Raw genomic sequence first — 15,205 nt, forward strand, 5'->3', positions numbered from 1 at the left:
GCCACGGGCAGAATAGGGGGATTGGTGATGATCTTCGGGGCCTTCGAACGCATGGTGGCGTTCCGCTATCTGCGGGCACGTCGCAAGGAAGGCTTCATCTCGGTCATCGCCGGCTTCTCGCTGCTGGGCATCGGCCTGGGCGTCGCCACCTTGATCGTGGTGATGGCGGTGATGAACGGCTTCCGCCAGGAATTGCTGTCGCGCATCCTGGGGATCAACGGCCATGTCGGCGTCTACGGCCAGGGCATGGCCCTGGTCGATTACGACCCGCTGGCCGACGCCATCCGCAAGATGCCCGGGGTGGTGCGGACCATCCCCACCGTCGAGGGTCAGGTGATGGCGACTTCGCCGGCCGCCGCCGCCGGCGCCATCGTGCGCGGCGTGCGTCCCGACGATCTGCTGGCCCGCGATATCTTCCGCGCCAAGCTGGGCGGCTCGGCCGCCGAGTTCAAGGCTGGCGACGGCGTGCTGATCGGCTATCGGCTGGCGGAAAAGCTGGGCTTGATGGTCGGTGACACCATCACGCTGATCTCGCCCAAGGGCAACGCCACCGCGTTCGGCACCGTGCCGCGCATGCGCGGCTATGTGGTGGCCGGCACCTTCAATGTCGGCATGTTCGAATACGATTCCGGCTTCATCTTCATGCCGCTCGAGGCCGCCCAGACCTATTTCAAGCTGCCGCAGGCGGTGACCCAGATCGAGGTGTTCCTGGACAATCCCGACCGGGTGCCCCAGGCCCGTGCCGCCATCCATCAACTGACCGGCGGCAACGCCCGCATCTATGACTGGCAGCAGGCCAATGCCAGCTTCTTCAACGCCATCCAGGTCGAACGCAACGTCATGTTCCTGATCTTGACGCTGATCATCCTGGTGGCGGCCTTCAATATCATCTCGTCCCTGATCATGCTGGTGAAGGACAAGGGCCGCGACATCGCCATCCTGCGCACCATGGGGGCGACGCGTGGCATGATCATGCGCATTTTCTTCCTGTCGGGCGCCTCGGTCGGTGTCGCCGGCACGGTGGGCGGCACCCTTCTGGGCGTGTGGTTCGCCACCCACATCGAGGAAATCCGCCAGTTCATCCAGGGCATCATCGGGCGCGAGCTGTTCGCCGCCGAAATCTATTTCCTGACCCAGCTGCCGGCCCGGGTCGATTACAACGAAGTGGTGACCGTGGTGCTGATGGCGCTGGGCCTGTCGTTCGCCGCCACCATTTATCCCAGTTGGCGGGCCGCCGCCCTCGATCCGGTGGAGGCGCTTCGCTATGAGTGAGAAGGGGCTGAAACTCAAGGGCGTTCGCCGCTCGTTCCTGCAGGGCAAGGACCGCCTGGACGTGCTGGATGGCGCCGATCTGGCGGTCAAGCCGGGTGAAATCGTCGCCCTGGTCGGGCCGTCGGGGGCCGGCAAGTCGACGCTTCTGCACATCGCCGGGCTGCTGGAACGCCCCGACGAGGGCGAGGTGTGGCTGGGCGGCGAGGCGTGCGGCAAGCTGTCGGACGGCAAGCGCACCACGTTGCGCCGCTCGCATCTGGGTTTCGTCTACCAGTACCACCATCTGCTGCCGGAATTCTCGGCGGTGGAAAACGTCATCTTGCCGCAGATGATCGCCGGAACCGCCAGGTCGGCGGCCAAGGACCGGGCGCTGGACCTGTTGGGCCGCATGGGCCTGGCCGCTCGCGCCGAACATCGGCCCGGCCAATTGTCGGGCGGCGAGCAGCAGCGCGTCGCCATCTGCCGCGCCCTGGCCAACGCCCCCAAGGTGCTGCTGGCCGACGAGCCGACCGGCAATCTGGACCCCCACACCTCGGAATCGGTGTTCGGCGAGCTTTTGAAGCTGGTGCGCTCGACCGGGGTGGCGGCCTTGATCGCCACCCACAATCCCGAACTGGCCGGCCGCATGGACCGGGTGGTCCGCCTGGCCGACGGCAAGCTGGTCGGCGTGTAAGCCCGGTTGCCGGCACGCCTTCCGGTTGGTAGCATTCGCCAGGCTTTAGGGGAGGCGGGAGATGAGGGGTTGGATCGTGGCCATGTTGGCCTTGCTGGTCGGCGTCGCGCCGGCCGGGGCCCAGGAACTGAAGCTGGTCACCGCCCATCTGCCGCCCTTCACCATGGAAGGGACCGACCGCCCCGGCTTCGCCATCGAGATGATGCAGGAAGTGGCGCGCCGCGCCGGCCTGTCGCTTTCGGTCAATTTCCGCTCATGGGTCCGGGCGCAGGCCGATGCGCATAACGGCTCGGGCGTGGCCATCTTGCCGTTGGCCCGGACACCCGAGCGCGAAAACCGCTACACCTGGGTTGGCGAGATGTTCGGTATCGAGGTCAATTTCGTCGATGTCGCCGGCAAGGGCTATAGCCTTGACGCCGCCCGGTCGCTGAACAGCGTCATCGTCCAGGAGGGAACGTCCTTCGTCCACTCGCTGAAAAGCGCCGGCTTCGGCAATCTGATCACCCGGCCCGATACCACCACCAACGGGCGGATGCTGCTGGCGGGACGGGCCGAGGCCTGGTACGTCGCCCGTCTCGAGGCGCTGTGGGTGTGGAAGAACGCTGGATTTCCAGGCAAGCCGACCATCGGGCCGAAGGTCGAGGACGAAAAGCAATGGCTGGCCTTGTCGCCGGGGGCCGACCCGGCCTTGGTCGAGCGCCTGCGCGCAGCCATGGCCTCGGTGATCGCCGACGGCACCCGCGACCGCATCATCCGCTCCTATCTCGAATAGGTCGGCCAAGTCTGCCGGAAAGCATGGACCGGCCCAAGGACAGGCGCGCATAATCTCTTCCGCTGGCCCGCCCCAGCGGCTATCTTCCGGCTGTTTCGTAATGTGCTTAAGGGTTGATCCATATGCCTGAATACCGTTCCCGGACTTCCACCCACGGTCGTAACATGTCGGGTGCCCGCGGCCTGTGGCGCGCCACCGGCATGAAGGACGAGGATTTCGGCAAGCCGATCATCGCGGTGGTCAATTCCTTCACCCAGTTCGTGCCCGGCCATGTCCACTTGAAGGATCTGGGCCAGATGGTGGCGCGCGAGATCGAGAAGGCCGGCGGTGTCGCCAAGGAATTCAACACCATCGCCATCGATGACGGCATCGCCATGGGCCATGCCGGCATGCTGTATTCGCTGCCGAGCCGAGAGATCATCGCCGATTCGGTCGAGTACATGGTCAATGCCCATACCGCCGACGCCATGGTGTGCATCTCGAACTGCGACAAGATCACGCCTGGCATGCTGATGGCCAGCCTGCGTCTCAACATTCCGACCATCTTCGTCTCGGGCGGGCCGATGGAGGCCGGCAAGGTCACCTTCAAGGGCGAGACCCACGCCGTCGATCTGATCGACGCCATGATCAAGGGCGCCGACAAGAATGTGTCCGACGAAGAAGCCATGGCCTTCGAGCGCGAAAGCTGCCCGACCTGCGGCTCGTGCTCGGGCATGTTCACCGCCAATTCGATGAATTGCCTGACCGAGGCGCTGGGCCTGTCGCTGCCCGGCAACGGCACGGTGGTCGCCACCCATGCCGACCGCAAGGAATTGTTCCTGGAAGCCGGCCGGCGCATCGTCGCCATCACCAGGGCCTATTACGAAGGCGGCAATTCCTCGGTGCTGCCGCGTTCGATCGCCACCTTCGAGGCGTTCGAGAACGCCATGACCCTGGACATCGCCATGGGCGGCTCGACCAACACGGTCCTGCACATTCTGGCCGCCGCGCAGGAAGCCGGTGTGAATTTCGGCATGGCCGACATCGATACCTTAAGCCGCCGGGTGCCGTGCCTGTGCAAGGTCGCCCCCAACATCGCCGACGTCCATATCGAGGATGTCCACCGGGCCGGCGGCATCTTCGGCATCCTGGGCCAGCTGGAAAAGGGCGGTTTGCTGCACGGGTCGTGCGGCACCGTCCATGCCAAGACCCTGGCCGACGGTCTGGCCAAGTGGGACATCAGCCGCACCAACGATCCGGCTGTTCAGGAACTGTATCGCGCCGCTCCCGGCGGCGTGCGCACCACCGAGGCCTTCAGCCAGGCCAAGCGCTGGGACAGCCTGGATAAGGACCGCGCCAAGGGTGTCATCCGCTCGGTTGACAGTGCCTTTTCCAAGGATGGCGGCCTGGCGGTGCTGTTCGGAAACATCGCTGTGGACGGCTGCATCGTCAAGACCGCCGGCGTCGATGAGAGCAACCTGACCTTCAAGGGGCCGGCGGTGATCTGCGAAAGCCAGGAAGAGGCGGTGGCCAAGATCCTGGGCGGCGGCGTCAAGGCCGGCGATGTCGTGGTGGTCCGCTACGAAGGCCCCAAGGGCGGCCCCGGCATGCAGGAGATGCTGTACCCGACCAGCTATCTGAAGAGCATGGGCCTGGGCAAGGCCTGCGCCCTGATCACCGACGGCCGCTTTTCGGGCGGGACTTCGGGCCTGTCCATCGGCCATGCCTCTCCGGAAGCGGCCGAGGGCGGCGCCATCGGCCTGGTCGAGGAGGGCGACACCATCGTCATCGACATCCCCAACCGCATCATCAAGGTCGATCTGCCCGATACCGAACTGGAACGTCGTCGCCAGGCGATGGAGGCCAAGGGTGCCAAGGCCTGGAAGCCGGAGGGTCGTGATCGCCAGGTCAGCGCGGCGCTGAAGGCCTATGCGGCCATGACCACTTCGGCCGCCCGGGGCGCGGTGCGCGACGTCAGCCAACTGGATCGCCGCTGATGGCGGGCATCGCCTGGAGCGAGATGATGAGTGTCGGCGTCCCTGTCCTGGACGCCGACCACAAGACCCTGGTAGGCCTTGTCAACCATCTGCACCGCTCGATCGGCGATGCCGAGGAATACGCCACGCTGGGCAGCGTGCTGCAGGCCCTGCAGGATTACGCCGATCACCATTTCGCCCGCGAGGAACGGGTGATGGAGGTCTGCCGCTATCCGTCGCTGGACACCCACGCCCGCATCCATCGCCGCCTGGCCTTGGAAGTGCGCGAGCTGAAGACGCGTTACGATGGCGACCGCTCGACGGTGCGGGCCAAGGATTGCCTGGATTTTCTGCATAAGTGGCTGTTCGAGCACATCTGCTCGACCGACATGGATTACCGCGCCTGGGTGGTTGGCCATCCCGAGGCGGCCGGGGCGGCCGAATCGGTCAGCCTGACCGACAGCCGGCCAGGCAAGGCCCAGTTGGACTGGAAGGCCTTGCGGATCCTGGTGGTCGACGACAACGTGAATTTTGCCCAGATCATGCGCACGATCCTGGAAGGGGTGGGGGTGGTCGACATCCGCACCGCCGCCGACCTGGACGGCGCCAAGGCCATTCTGGCCGGGACCGAGCTGGATATCGTGGTGTCTGATTGGCATGTCGGGTCGGAAAGCGGACTGGATCTGGTGGCCTGGATCCGGCGTCAGCCCGAATTGGCCAAGATACCGGTGCTGGTGCTGTCCGGCCACGAGCGGGTGGCCAGCCGCGACGTGGCACTTGCGGCCGGCGCCGATGAATTCATGGAAAAGCCGATTTCGGCCCGGGGATTGCTGATCTGCCTGTCGCGGCTGGCGCGCAAGGGGGGATGATGAGCTTGACCGATCTGGTCGTCGAGAAGGATGGACGCCGGCTTCTGCCGGATTTCGTCCATCCGTTGCCCAACCTGCTGGACATGAGCGCCGAGCAGGTGCTGGACTCCTTCCGCGACAGCCAGCGCACCGACTTCACCGCCATCGTCGCCCAGGCCGAGCGTCCCGGCTCGCCCTTGCATGAAGTGTTCGCCCGGCTGGGCGAAGGCGTGGCGGCCGACAATCCGTTCCACCGGATCGCCCTGTTCAAGCCCGGCGCACTCGAGGATTTGTTCCTCGACCTGCACGACCATGTGATGAGCCATCCGGTGTGGCGTCACCCATTCTTCGTTCGGGTGTTCGAGGGCCGCATCGACGTGCCGCAGGTCATGCGCTTCTCGGTGGCCTATTTCAACCAGATCAAGAACACGCGCCAATGCGTCGCCCTGGCCATCGGTCGCTTCCACGGGCTGATGGACCTGCCGTTCGGTCCGCTGAACGAGCATGTGTCGGAAATCACCCAGATCGCCCTGGCCCAGCTGGTCGCCGACGAATATGGCGTCGGCGTCCATGCGGTCGAGGATTATCCCGACCTGGCCCGTTTGCTGAAGGCGCGCACCCACATCGCCCTGTACCGCCAGATGTTCGCCGGGCTCGGCATTCCCGACGGCCAGCAGGACCGGCCGATGCTGTGGGGGGTGGCCGATAACGTGCTGACCCAGCGCCTGGTTGCCGGCCATCCGGCCTTTTCACCGCTGGAAGCCTTGTCCTCGGTCGGGCTGGGCATGGAGTGGGGCGTCCCGGAATTCTTCAGCCTGCTGCTGGGCGGCCTGATCCGGGTGGCCAGCCGTGAGGGCCTGCCGCTGTCGGCCCACCATCTGGAAGTGTTCATCGCCCATGTCCGCTATGACGTCTTGCACGCGGTGTCGGTGATGCTGGTGACCAGCCTGCATATGAAGGGGGCCAGCGACGCGGGGGTGGTCAAGAACGCCTGCAATACCCTGATGGCCGGGCGCTACGGCATGATGGGCGACCTTTACCGCGACGTGTTCGGCGAGGATTGTCCCGGCTTGGCCGATATCGGGCTGGAACGGCGTTACCACCTGACCGACCGCCGCATCGAATCGGCGTTGCTTGAGGCGCGCGCCACCATCGATCCGTCACGGGTCGAGCAGGGTGCCGATTATCGCCGGCACAAAGCCACGCCGTTCGTCTTCGCCTGATTTATTTCTCGGCGAACGCCTTCTCGATGACATAGTCGCCGATTCCGGCATGGCTGCCCTGGTCGAAACCCTGGGCTTCCAGTTGCTCGATCAGCTCGGTCATCATGTGCGGGTTGCCGCAGATCATTACCCGATCCTCGGCCCGGTTCAGCGCCGGCAAGCCAAGGTCGGCGAACAGCTTGCCGTTGGCCACCAGATCGGTGATGCGGCCCTGGTTGCGGAACGGCTCACGCGTGACCGTCGGATAATACAACAGCTTGTGGCGCGCCTCGGCGCCGAAGAACTCGTTCTTGGGCAGCTCCTCGGTGATGAAGTCGCGGTAAGCCAGGTCGGCGATGTGGCGGACGCTGTGGACCAGGACCACCTGGTCGAAGCGCTCGTACAATTCCGGGTCCTTGATGATCGACAGGAACGGCGCCAGGCCGGTGCCGGTGGCCAACAGATAGACCCGCTTGCCCGGGCGCAGATTGTCCAGCACCAGGGTCCCGGTGGTCTTTTTGTTGACCAGGATGGTGTCGCCCGGCTTGACCTCGGCCAGTCGCGAGGTCAGCGGACCGTTCGGCACCTTGATCGACAGGAATTCCAGATGCTCCTCGTAATTGGCGCTGACCATCGAATAGGCGCGCATCAGCGGCCGGCCGTCCACCATCAGGCCGATCATCGCGAACTGGCCGTTGTCGAAACGAAACCCCGGATCGCGGTTCAGCCGAAGGGTGAACAACGTGTCGGTCCAGTGATGGATATCCAGAACGGTCTTTTCGATGATGTTCGACATGGAGCTGGTCGGTCCCTTGCCTCGGTGCGGTGCAAAAAACTTCTAACAATTATGATAGTCACTCGCAAACATTAAAATGTGGTTTGCGTCAGAAAAAACAAATACACAATGTAAATAAGGGTATTGCCGATCAGGCCAATTCGACCCAGACCGGCGTATGGTCGCTGGCTTTGTCCCTGCCGCGCGGGGCCTTGTCGATGTCGCAGGCGACCAGACGATCGGCCGCCTGGGGCGACAGCAGCAGGTGGTCGATGCGCAATCCCTCGCCGCGCGGCCAGGCGCCGCCCTGATAATCCCAGAAGCTGTAGCGGCCCGGCTCGGGATGCAGGGCGCGGAACGCCTCGGTCAGGCCCAGATGGCACAGCTCGCGATAAAGAGCGCGGCTTTCGGGCCGGCACAGGGCATCGGCCTTCCAGCCTTCCGGGTCGTAGACGTCGGCTGCGGTGGGGCAGACGTTGTAGTCGCCGGCCAGCACCAACGGCCGCCCCTCGGCCAGCAGCGCCTGAGCGCGGTCGATCATCCGGCGCATCCAGCCCAGCTTGTAGTCGAACTTTTCGCCGGGCGCCGGATTGCCGTTGGGCAAGTACAAGGACACCACGCGGATGCCGGCGATGTCGGCCTCGATCCAGCGGGCCTGTTCGTCGGCGGGGTCTCCGGGCAGTCCGGTCGCCACATTGTCGATCGGATGGCGCGCCAGGATGGCGACGCCGTTATAGGATTTCTGCCCATGCACGGCGACACGCCAGCCGGCCGCCTCGAATTCCAGCCGTGGAAACTTGTCGTCGGGGCATTTGATCTCCTGCAGGGCCAGGATGTCGGGCTTGGCGTCGGCCAGCCACTCCATCACATTGCTAAGACGGGCATTGACGGAATTGACGTTCCAGGTCGCAATACGGATGGTCATGCGGGAGACTCGGGGCTTGAAAGGTTCGGCGTCAGTGTTAGCCCATTATCGCCTGGTGGCGAAGGGTCTGTCGATGGCGGCGGTGGCGCTGGCCTGGGCCGGGACGGCCGAGGCGGCACCGGCCTGTCCGCCCCCGATCCAGGGGTGGGAGCGCCCTGCCATCGTCACCCTCGATACCGGCAAGGCTCAACCGGTCTACCGTCACGACCGTACCGTCAATGATCTCAGCGTCGGCGTGCTGCGCCGCCAAGGGCTGACCAACGTTCAAACCCAGCTGCAATTGTCGGTCGAGGTGGAAATCGTCCCGGTTCCGCCGCAATCGGCCTGCTACCGTCTGAAGACCGTCAAGGGGCGATGGCAGATCATCAATATCGAGGTGTTCATCGCCTTCGAGCACCAGCCCGGCAGCTGCAGCTATACCGCCACCCGCGACCACGAGAACCAGCATGTGGCGGTGGCCCAGACCACCTATGATGCGCACTTGCCTGTGGTGACCGCCGCCTTGACCTCGGCTGCCAATCGGGTCAGGCCGTTTCAAAGCGTGCGTGACGACGGCACGATCACCAACAATCTGGTCAAACAATTACAGGCCGAACTGGCGCCGACCTTGGCCGCCTACGAGGCCGAGATCAAGCGCCGCAACGGGGATCTGGATACGCCGGGGAGCTACCGCGAGGTGGCATCGCGCTGCAAGGTCTGGCCAAAGTGAATTCGATCAGCCGAACACGATGACCAGCAGTTCCAGCAAGGCGGTGATGGCTGGGTTGATGACCAGATCGAACAAGTCGATGCGCGTGCCCAGCAGTGAACTGACCGGCGGCAACACCATCAGCAGGCCGACGACGATCAACATGCCATATTGTTCAAGCCGGGCCAGCGGATAGCCCAAGCTGCGCGGCAACAGGCCGACGGCGACGCGGCCGCCGTCCAGCGGCGGGATGGGGATCATGTTGAACACCGCCAGCAGCAGGTTCAGATAAATGGCGTTGGCCAGGTTAAGACGCGCCCAGTCGATGCCGGATTCCGGCAGATCGCCGACCAGGCGGATGGTCAGGATGGCGATGATCGCCATCACCACGTTGGCGGCCGGGCCAGCAGCGGCAACCAGCACCATGCCGAAGCGGGGATTGCGCAGGCGGCGGAAATCGACCGGAACCGGCTTGGCCCAGCCGAACAGGAAGCCGCCGGCCAGCATCAACAGGCCGGGCACGACGATGCTGCCGACCGGGTCGATATGGCGGATGGGGTTGAGCGACAATCGGCCCGCCCGCTTGGCGGTGTCGTCGCCCAGCGCCAAGGCCGCATAGCCGTGCGCGGCCTCGTGGAAGGTGATGGCGAAAATCAGCGGCAGGGCCGAGACCGCGATTTGCTGGACCAGGCCCGCACCGCTCATCATGCCAACGCCCTTTCGATCTCGAGGGCGGCGGCGGCGCGGTCAAATGGCTGGGGCCGCCGCTTGCGCCGCGCGGCCAGGGCGACACGCTCGCGCGCGGTCTCGGTCATGGGCGGCAATTGCTGGGCGATCTCGGCCATTTCGTCCATGTCGCCGTTGCAATGAAGCACCAGGTCGCAGCCGGAATCCAACGCCCGAATCGTTCGCTCGCTGAAACTACCGCCCAGGGCCTTCATGGACAAATCGTCCGATATCAGGACGCCCTGGAACCCGATGATTCCACGAATGATTTCGCCGATGACCTTGGCCGATAGCGTCGCCGGGGCGCCATCGTCGATGGCGGTGTAGACCACATGGGCGGTCATCGCCCACGGCTGGTCGGCCAGGGCCTTGAAGGGGGCGAAGTCGCTCGCTTCCAGCTCGGCCATCGAGGCCGTCACCACCGGCAGGTCAAGGTGCGAATCGACCAGGGCCCGGCCGTGGCCGGGTATGTGCTTGATGACCGGCAGCACGCCTTCATCCAGCAGGCCGTCGCAGACGGCGCGGCCCAGCGCGATGATCCGGGCTGGCATGGTGCCATAGGCGCGGTCGCCGATGACATCGTGGGCGCCGGGCACCGGCACGTCCAGCACCGGGGCGCAATCGACGTCGATGCCCAAGTCTGCCAGTTCGGCCCCGATCAGGCGGAAATTCAGCCGGGCCAGACGCGCGGCCAGGGCCTGGTCGGCCAGATTGGCGAAGGCCATGCCGGTGGGGGCGGCCCGCCAATGGGGCGGGCGCAGCCGCTGGACCCGGCCGCCTTCCTGGTCGATCAGCACCGGGGCATCGGCGCGGCCGACGGACGCGCGCAGATCGGCCACCAGGGCGCGGACCTGATCGGGCGATTGGATGTTGCGGGCGAACAAGATGAAGCCCAGCGGATTGGTCGCGGCGAAGAAGCGGCGCTCCTCGTCGGTCAGCGTCGGGCCGGCGCAGCCCAGGATGGCGGCAGCCGCGATGGCGTTACTTGCGGGCAATGATGCAGCCTTGGTTGCGGGCCTTCAACTCGGTGCACATCTGCTTGGCGGCGGCTTCCGACAGCGGGCCGGCGCGCAGGCGCCAGAAAATGCCCTTTTCGCCCAGCTCGACGCGGACGACGTCGGATTTCAGGGTGCCCAGCAGGTCGGCATTGGCCTTCTGGATGCGCGACCATTCCTTTTCGGCGTCGGGAGCCGAGCGGAGCGCGCCCAACTGGATCAGATAGTCGCCGCCGGCCGGAGCCGCCTTGGTCACCGCCGGAGCCGGAGCGGGCGCCGGAGCCGGAGCCGCCGGCATGGCCTTGGGCAAAATCGGTTCGACCGGCTTGGCCACCACCGGCTCGGGGGGCTTGGGCTTGATCGGTTCGGGGGCGGGGGCCTGCGCCACCGGGGCAGGCGCGGGCGCCACCGGCTTGGGCGTCTCGGCCACCGGCGCGGGGGCGGGAGCGGGGGCAGGGGCCGGGGCTGCGACCTTCGGCGGCGCTTGCGGCTTTTCCGGGGCCGGCAGCAGGCGCTCGACCTTGGAATCCCCCTCGCCGGGTTCCAGGCGTTCGTAGATCAGCTTGTCCTGGTTGGGCACCTGCATGCCGCCGCGATCGTCGGGGCGGATCTTGATGGGCCGCTCGTCGGCCTTGATCACCGGGATTCCCGGTCCCACCGCCTTCTTGCCGCCCATGAAGTGCCAGCCGGCGGCGACGATGCCGCCGACCGCCACCACGGCGGCGACCAGGGTCACGGTGGCGCGCAGGCGCGATCCGGCGCGGGCCTGACGGGAATCGGCGTCGGCGTCATAGCGGGCCGGGATGATATCCAGGATGTCGCGATCGAAATCGTCGCCGGGTCTGTCAGCCATGTCAGCGCATTTCCTCCACCGGCTCGACGCCGAAGATTGCCAGGCCCGACGCGATCACCGCCGCCACCGCCTTCAACAGGGCCAGACGGGCGACCGACAGCTCGCGGTCCTCTTCCAGCAGGAAGCGCAGCTGAACGTCGTCCTTGCCCTTGTTCCACAGGCCGTGGAAGCCGGCCGCCACCTCGGTCAGGTAGAAGGCGACGCGGTGCGGCTCGTGGGCCTCGGCGGCGCTTTCGACCAGACGCGGCCAACCGGCCAGCAGCTTGATCAAACCAAGCTCGGCCGGATCGGTCAAGCGGCCCAAAGCCGCTTTGGCCAACGCTTGGCCCGACAAATCCTGGTCGGGCCACAGGGCGGCGCCGTGGCGGCTCACCGATTGGCAGCGGGCATGGGCGTATTGGACATAGAAGACCGGATTGTCGCGCGACTGTTCCAGCACCTTGTCGAGGTCGAAATCCAGGTGGGCATCGTTCTTGCGGGTCAGCATGATGAAGCGGACCACATCCTTGCCGACCGCTTCGACCAGATCGCGAAGCGTGACGAAGGTGCCGGCCCGCTTGCTCATCTTGTAGGGCTGGCCGCCCTTCAGCAGATTGACCATCTGGCACAGCTTGACGTCCAGGGCGCCCTGGCCCTCGCTGACCGCCTTGACGGCGGCCTGCATGCGCTTGACGTAACCGCCATGGTCGGCGCCCCAGATGTCGATCTGGTCGGCGAAGCCGCGGCGGAACTTGTCCTGGTGATAGGCGATGTCGGACGCGAAATAGGTCCACGACCCATCGGACTTCTTCAAGGGGCGATCGACGTCGTCGCCGAATTGGGTGGCGCGGAACAGCACCTGCGGGCGCGGCTCCCAATCATCCAGGACCTTGCCCTTGGGCGGCTCCAGGATGCCGGTATAGACCTCGCCGCGCTCTTCCAGGAAGGCCAGCGCCGCATCGACCTTGCCGCCCTCGACCAGGCCGCGTTCCGAGGTGAAGACGTCGTGCACCACGCCCAAGGCCGCCAGATCGTCGCGGATCATGTCCATCATCGCGTCCACCGCGATGGGGCGGATGATGGCCAGGCCTTCGGCCTCGTCCTTGGCCTTGAGATCGGCTCCGAAGCGGTCGGCCAGCAATTGGCCCAGGGGCTTCAGATACTCGCCCGGATACAGGCCCTCGGGGATGTCGCCGATGTCTTCGCCCAAGGCCTCGCGATAGCGCAAGTAAGCCGAGCGGGCCAGCACGTCGATCTGGCCGCCGGCATCGTTGATGTAATATTCGCGGGTGACGTCGAAGCCGGCCTTGGCCAGCAGCGAGGCCAAGGCGTCGCCGACCACGGCGCCGCGCGCGTGTCCGATATGCATCGGTCCGGTCGGGTTGGCCGAGACATATTCGACATTGACCCGGTGGTTCTTGGGCGCGCCCGCGCCGTAAGCCGGGCCGGCGGCGACGATGTCGGCCAGCCGCTCGGCCCAGAAGGAATCGGCCAGGCGCAGATTGATGAAGCCGGGGCCGGCGATCTCGACATCGGTGACGGCGGGCAGTTGGCGCAGCTCGGCGGCCAACTTTTCCGCCAGGTCGCGCGGCTTCATGTTGGCGGCCTTGGCCAGCACCATGGCGGCATTGGTGGCGACGTCGCCGTGGGCGGCCTCGCGCGGGGGCTCGGCGGTGACGCGGGCGGTATCCAGACCGGGAACGATACGGTCGACAATGGCGACGATGTCGTCGCGGAAGGCAGCGAAAAGGTTCATGTCTCTCGGTTTCACCAGGGTTGCCGCAGGGCTGCCGGACTGTGCCATCCACGGGCGCGACTGTCCACCTTTGACCGCCGCTTACGGCTTTTCCTGCATGTCGAACAGCCGCCGATGTTCGTCCAGCGCGAAGCGGTCGGTCATGCCGGCGATATAGTCGGCCACCACCCGGGCGGTCTTGGCGGTGCCCGGCCCGTCGGACAGGCGGCGCCATTCGGGCGGCAGGCATTCCGGTTCCGCATGCAGCAGATGAAACAGGTCCTTCACCACCCGGCGGCCCTTGCTGGTCATGCGGTTGACGGTGAAGTGGCGGTACATGTTGGGGAACAAAAACGCCTTCAACGCCCGGTCATTGGCCCGCATCTCGTCGGAGAAAGCCACCAATGGTTCGGGCAGGGCGCGCACATCGGCGGCCGTTTCCGGCTTGTGCTTGTCGATGCGCCGTCTGGTCTCGGCGATGCAGTCCAGGATCATCATGCCGATCATCCGGCGCACCACCTCGTGGATATGCAAGGACAACTCGGCATCGGGGTATTCGGCGGCGACCGCCCGGAACACCGGCCCGACCAGCGGCACGTCGGCCAGGTCGCGAATGGTGAACAGGCCGGCCCGCAAACCATCGTCGATGTCGTGGTTGTTATAGGCGATGTCGTCGGCCAGGGCCGCCACCTGGGCCTCGGCGCTGGCGAAGGTGGCCAGTTCCAAATCGTGGCGGGCGACATATTCGGTGATGGCGCCCGGCAGCACCTTGTCGGGCTTGACCGCCAGCGGCCCGGTCAAGGGGCCGTTATGCTTGACCAGTCCTTCCAGCGTCTCCCAGGTCAGGTTCAGGCCGTCGAACTCGACATAGCGGCGTTCCAGCTTGGTGACCACCCGCAGCGACTGGGCGTTGTGGTCGAAGCCGCCGAAATCGGCCAGCACCTCTTGCAGCGCGTCCTCGCCGGCATGGCCGAAAGGGGTGTGGCCCAGATCGTGGGCCAAAGCCAGCGATTCGGCCAGATCCTCGTCCAGGCCCAGGACGCGGGCGATGGAACGGGCGATCTGCGACACTTCCAGCGAATGGGTCAGGCGGGTGCGGAAATTGTCGCCCTCGTGATAGACGAAGACCTGGGTCTTGTATTGCAGGCGGCGGAAGGCGGCGGAATGGATGATGCGGTCGCGGTCGCGCTGGAACGGCGTGCGCGTGCTGCTTTCCGGTTCGGCATGCAGCCGCCCGCGCGAGGCGCCGGCCTGACAGGCATAGGGGGCGAGGAAGCTGTTCATGCCAGGACACTACAAGCGCGCATCGGCCCATGCAACCGGTTGGACTTTACGGGGCGCATGCCCATTTGGTAGTTTTGGAACAATTCCGCATTCCGACACCGAATTCGAGGTCCGAAAATCCATGTCCAACGTGTCCCTGACCATCAGCGCCGCCGAGCGCGTCCAGTCCCTGATCGCCATCGAAGGCAAGCCCAACCTGATGCTGCGTCTGGCGGTGTCGGGCGGCGGCTGCTCGGGCTTCCAGTACGGCATCACCCTTGACGACAAGGTCAATGACGACGACGTCGTCTCGGAACAGCACGGAGTCAAGCTGGTGGTCGATGAAACCTCGATGAGCTTCCTGGACGGCACCGAGCTGGATTTCGTGGAAGACATGATGGGGGCCAGCTTCCAGTTCCGCAATCCCAACGCCACCTCGACCTGCGGCTGCGGCTCCAGCTTCTCGGCTTAAGCGGGTCCCCTGGCTTTTTCCCGCAGGGTCATGTTATGGTGTGTCATCATGTTGGTGACACAAGATATAGCG

General features: G+C 65.6%; 15 protein-coding genes. 8 read left to right on the forward strand and 7 right to left on the reverse strand.

The window, feature by feature from the left end; genetic code table 11:
* Positions 1–27: 27 nt before the first annotated feature.
* The 6 genes from MTBLM5_RS03410 to MTBLM5_RS03435 all read left to right on the forward strand — a co-directional run bounded on the left by MTBLM5_RS03410 (position 28) and on the right by MTBLM5_RS03435 (position 6,743).
* On the forward strand, positions 28–1,272 hold the full coding sequence (locus tag MTBLM5_RS03410; RefSeq protein ID WP_173974399.1) for a lipoprotein-releasing ABC transporter permease subunit: 1,245 nt from the start codon (positions 28–30) through the stop codon (positions 1,270–1,272).
* On the forward strand, positions 1,265–1,945 hold the full coding sequence (locus tag MTBLM5_RS03415; RefSeq protein ID WP_173974400.1) for an ABC transporter ATP-binding protein: 681 nt from the start codon (positions 1,265–1,267) through the stop codon (positions 1,943–1,945). The genes MTBLM5_RS03410 and MTBLM5_RS03415 overlap by 8 nt, the downstream gene beginning before the upstream one ends.
* 61 nt (positions 1,946–2,006) lie before the next feature.
* Positions 2,007–2,717 (forward strand): ABC transporter substrate-binding protein, encoded by a 711-nt coding sequence (locus MTBLM5_RS03420; protein ID WP_173974401.1) that lies wholly within the window; start codon positions 2,007–2,009, stop codon positions 2,715–2,717.
* 122 nt (positions 2,718–2,839) lie between these two features.
* Complete coding sequence (gene ilvD, locus MTBLM5_RS03425; RefSeq protein WP_173974402.1) at positions 2,840–4,693, forward strand: dihydroxy-acid dehydratase; 1,854 nt, start codon at positions 2,840–2,842, stop codon at positions 4,691–4,693.
* On the forward strand, positions 4,693–5,541 hold the full coding sequence (locus tag MTBLM5_RS03430; protein ID WP_173974403.1) for a bacteriohemerythrin: 849 nt from the start codon (positions 4,693–4,695) through the stop codon (positions 5,539–5,541). The genes ilvD and MTBLM5_RS03430 overlap by 1 nt, the downstream gene beginning before the upstream one ends.
* A 5-nt stretch (positions 5,542–5,546) precedes the next feature.
* Positions 5,547–6,743 (forward strand): hypothetical protein, encoded by a 1,197-nt coding sequence (locus MTBLM5_RS03435; RefSeq protein ID WP_173974404.1) that lies wholly within the window; start codon positions 5,547–5,549, stop codon positions 6,741–6,743.
* 1 nt (position 6,744) lies between these two features.
* Here the strand turns inward: MTBLM5_RS03435 and MTBLM5_RS03440 are convergent, their stop codons facing one another.
* Positions 6,745–7,518 (reverse strand): ferredoxin--NADP reductase, encoded by a 774-nt coding sequence (locus MTBLM5_RS03440; RefSeq protein WP_173974405.1) that lies wholly within the window; start codon positions 7,516–7,518, stop codon positions 6,745–6,747.
* A 130-nt stretch (positions 7,519–7,648) separates the two neighbouring features.
* Positions 7,649–8,422 (reverse strand): exodeoxyribonuclease III, encoded by a 774-nt coding sequence (locus MTBLM5_RS03445; protein WP_217424959.1) that lies wholly within the window; start codon positions 8,420–8,422, stop codon positions 7,649–7,651.
* Positions 8,423–8,456: 34 nt separating this feature from the next.
* Here MTBLM5_RS03445 and MTBLM5_RS03450 point away from each other — a divergent pair, with 34 nt between their 5' ends.
* On the forward strand, positions 8,457–9,131 hold the full coding sequence (locus MTBLM5_RS03450) for a hypothetical protein (protein ID WP_173974406.1): 675 nt from the start codon (positions 8,457–8,459) through the stop codon (positions 9,129–9,131).
* Positions 9,132–9,137: 6 nt separating this feature from the next.
* Here the strand turns inward: MTBLM5_RS03450 and MTBLM5_RS03455 are convergent, their stop codons facing one another.
* The 5 genes from MTBLM5_RS03455 to MTBLM5_RS03475 form a co-directional block, all read right to left on the reverse strand.
* Entirely contained in the window at positions 9,138–9,818 is a 681-nt protein-coding gene (locus tag MTBLM5_RS03455) for a site-2 protease family protein (RefSeq protein ID WP_217424960.1), read from the reverse strand.
* Positions 9,815–10,831 carry a beta-N-acetylhexosaminidase gene (nagZ, locus tag MTBLM5_RS03460; RefSeq protein WP_173974407.1) on the reverse strand — a complete coding sequence of 339 codons (1,017 nt, stop codon included), beginning with the start codon at positions 10,829–10,831 and terminating at the stop codon, positions 9,815–9,817. Before nagZ ends, MTBLM5_RS03455 begins: the two co-directional genes overlap by 4 nt.
* On the reverse strand, positions 10,818–11,684 hold the full coding sequence (locus MTBLM5_RS03465; RefSeq protein ID WP_173974408.1) for an SPOR domain-containing protein: 867 nt from the start codon (positions 11,682–11,684) through the stop codon (positions 10,818–10,820). The genes nagZ and MTBLM5_RS03465 overlap by 14 nt, the downstream gene beginning before the upstream one ends.
* 1 nt (position 11,685) lies before the next feature.
* The gene (gene argS / locus MTBLM5_RS03470; RefSeq protein ID WP_173974409.1) at positions 11,686–13,419 is read right to left on the reverse strand and encodes an arginine--tRNA ligase; all 1,734 of its coding nucleotides are present in this window, start codon (positions 13,417–13,419) and stop codon (positions 11,686–11,688) included.
* Positions 13,420–13,500: 81 nt separating this feature from the next.
* A complete protein-coding gene (locus MTBLM5_RS03475) occupies positions 13,501–14,682 on the reverse strand; it encodes a deoxyguanosinetriphosphate triphosphohydrolase (RefSeq protein ID WP_173974410.1) in 1,182 nt (393 codons plus the stop codon).
* A gap of 121 nt (positions 14,683–14,803) precedes the next feature.
* On the opposite strand from MTBLM5_RS03475, the gene erpA reads away from it, so the two are divergent.
* Positions 14,804–15,133 carry an iron-sulfur cluster insertion protein ErpA gene (gene erpA / locus MTBLM5_RS03480; protein ID WP_068502298.1) on the forward strand — a complete coding sequence of 110 codons (330 nt, stop codon included), beginning with the start codon at positions 14,804–14,806 and terminating at the stop codon, positions 15,131–15,133.
* Positions 15,134–15,205: the final 72 nt, after the last annotated feature.

It is taken from the genome of Magnetospirillum sp. LM-5, from assembly GCF_902729445.1.
GTDB lineage: Bacteria > Pseudomonadota > Alphaproteobacteria > Rhodospirillales > Magnetospirillaceae > Magnetospirillum.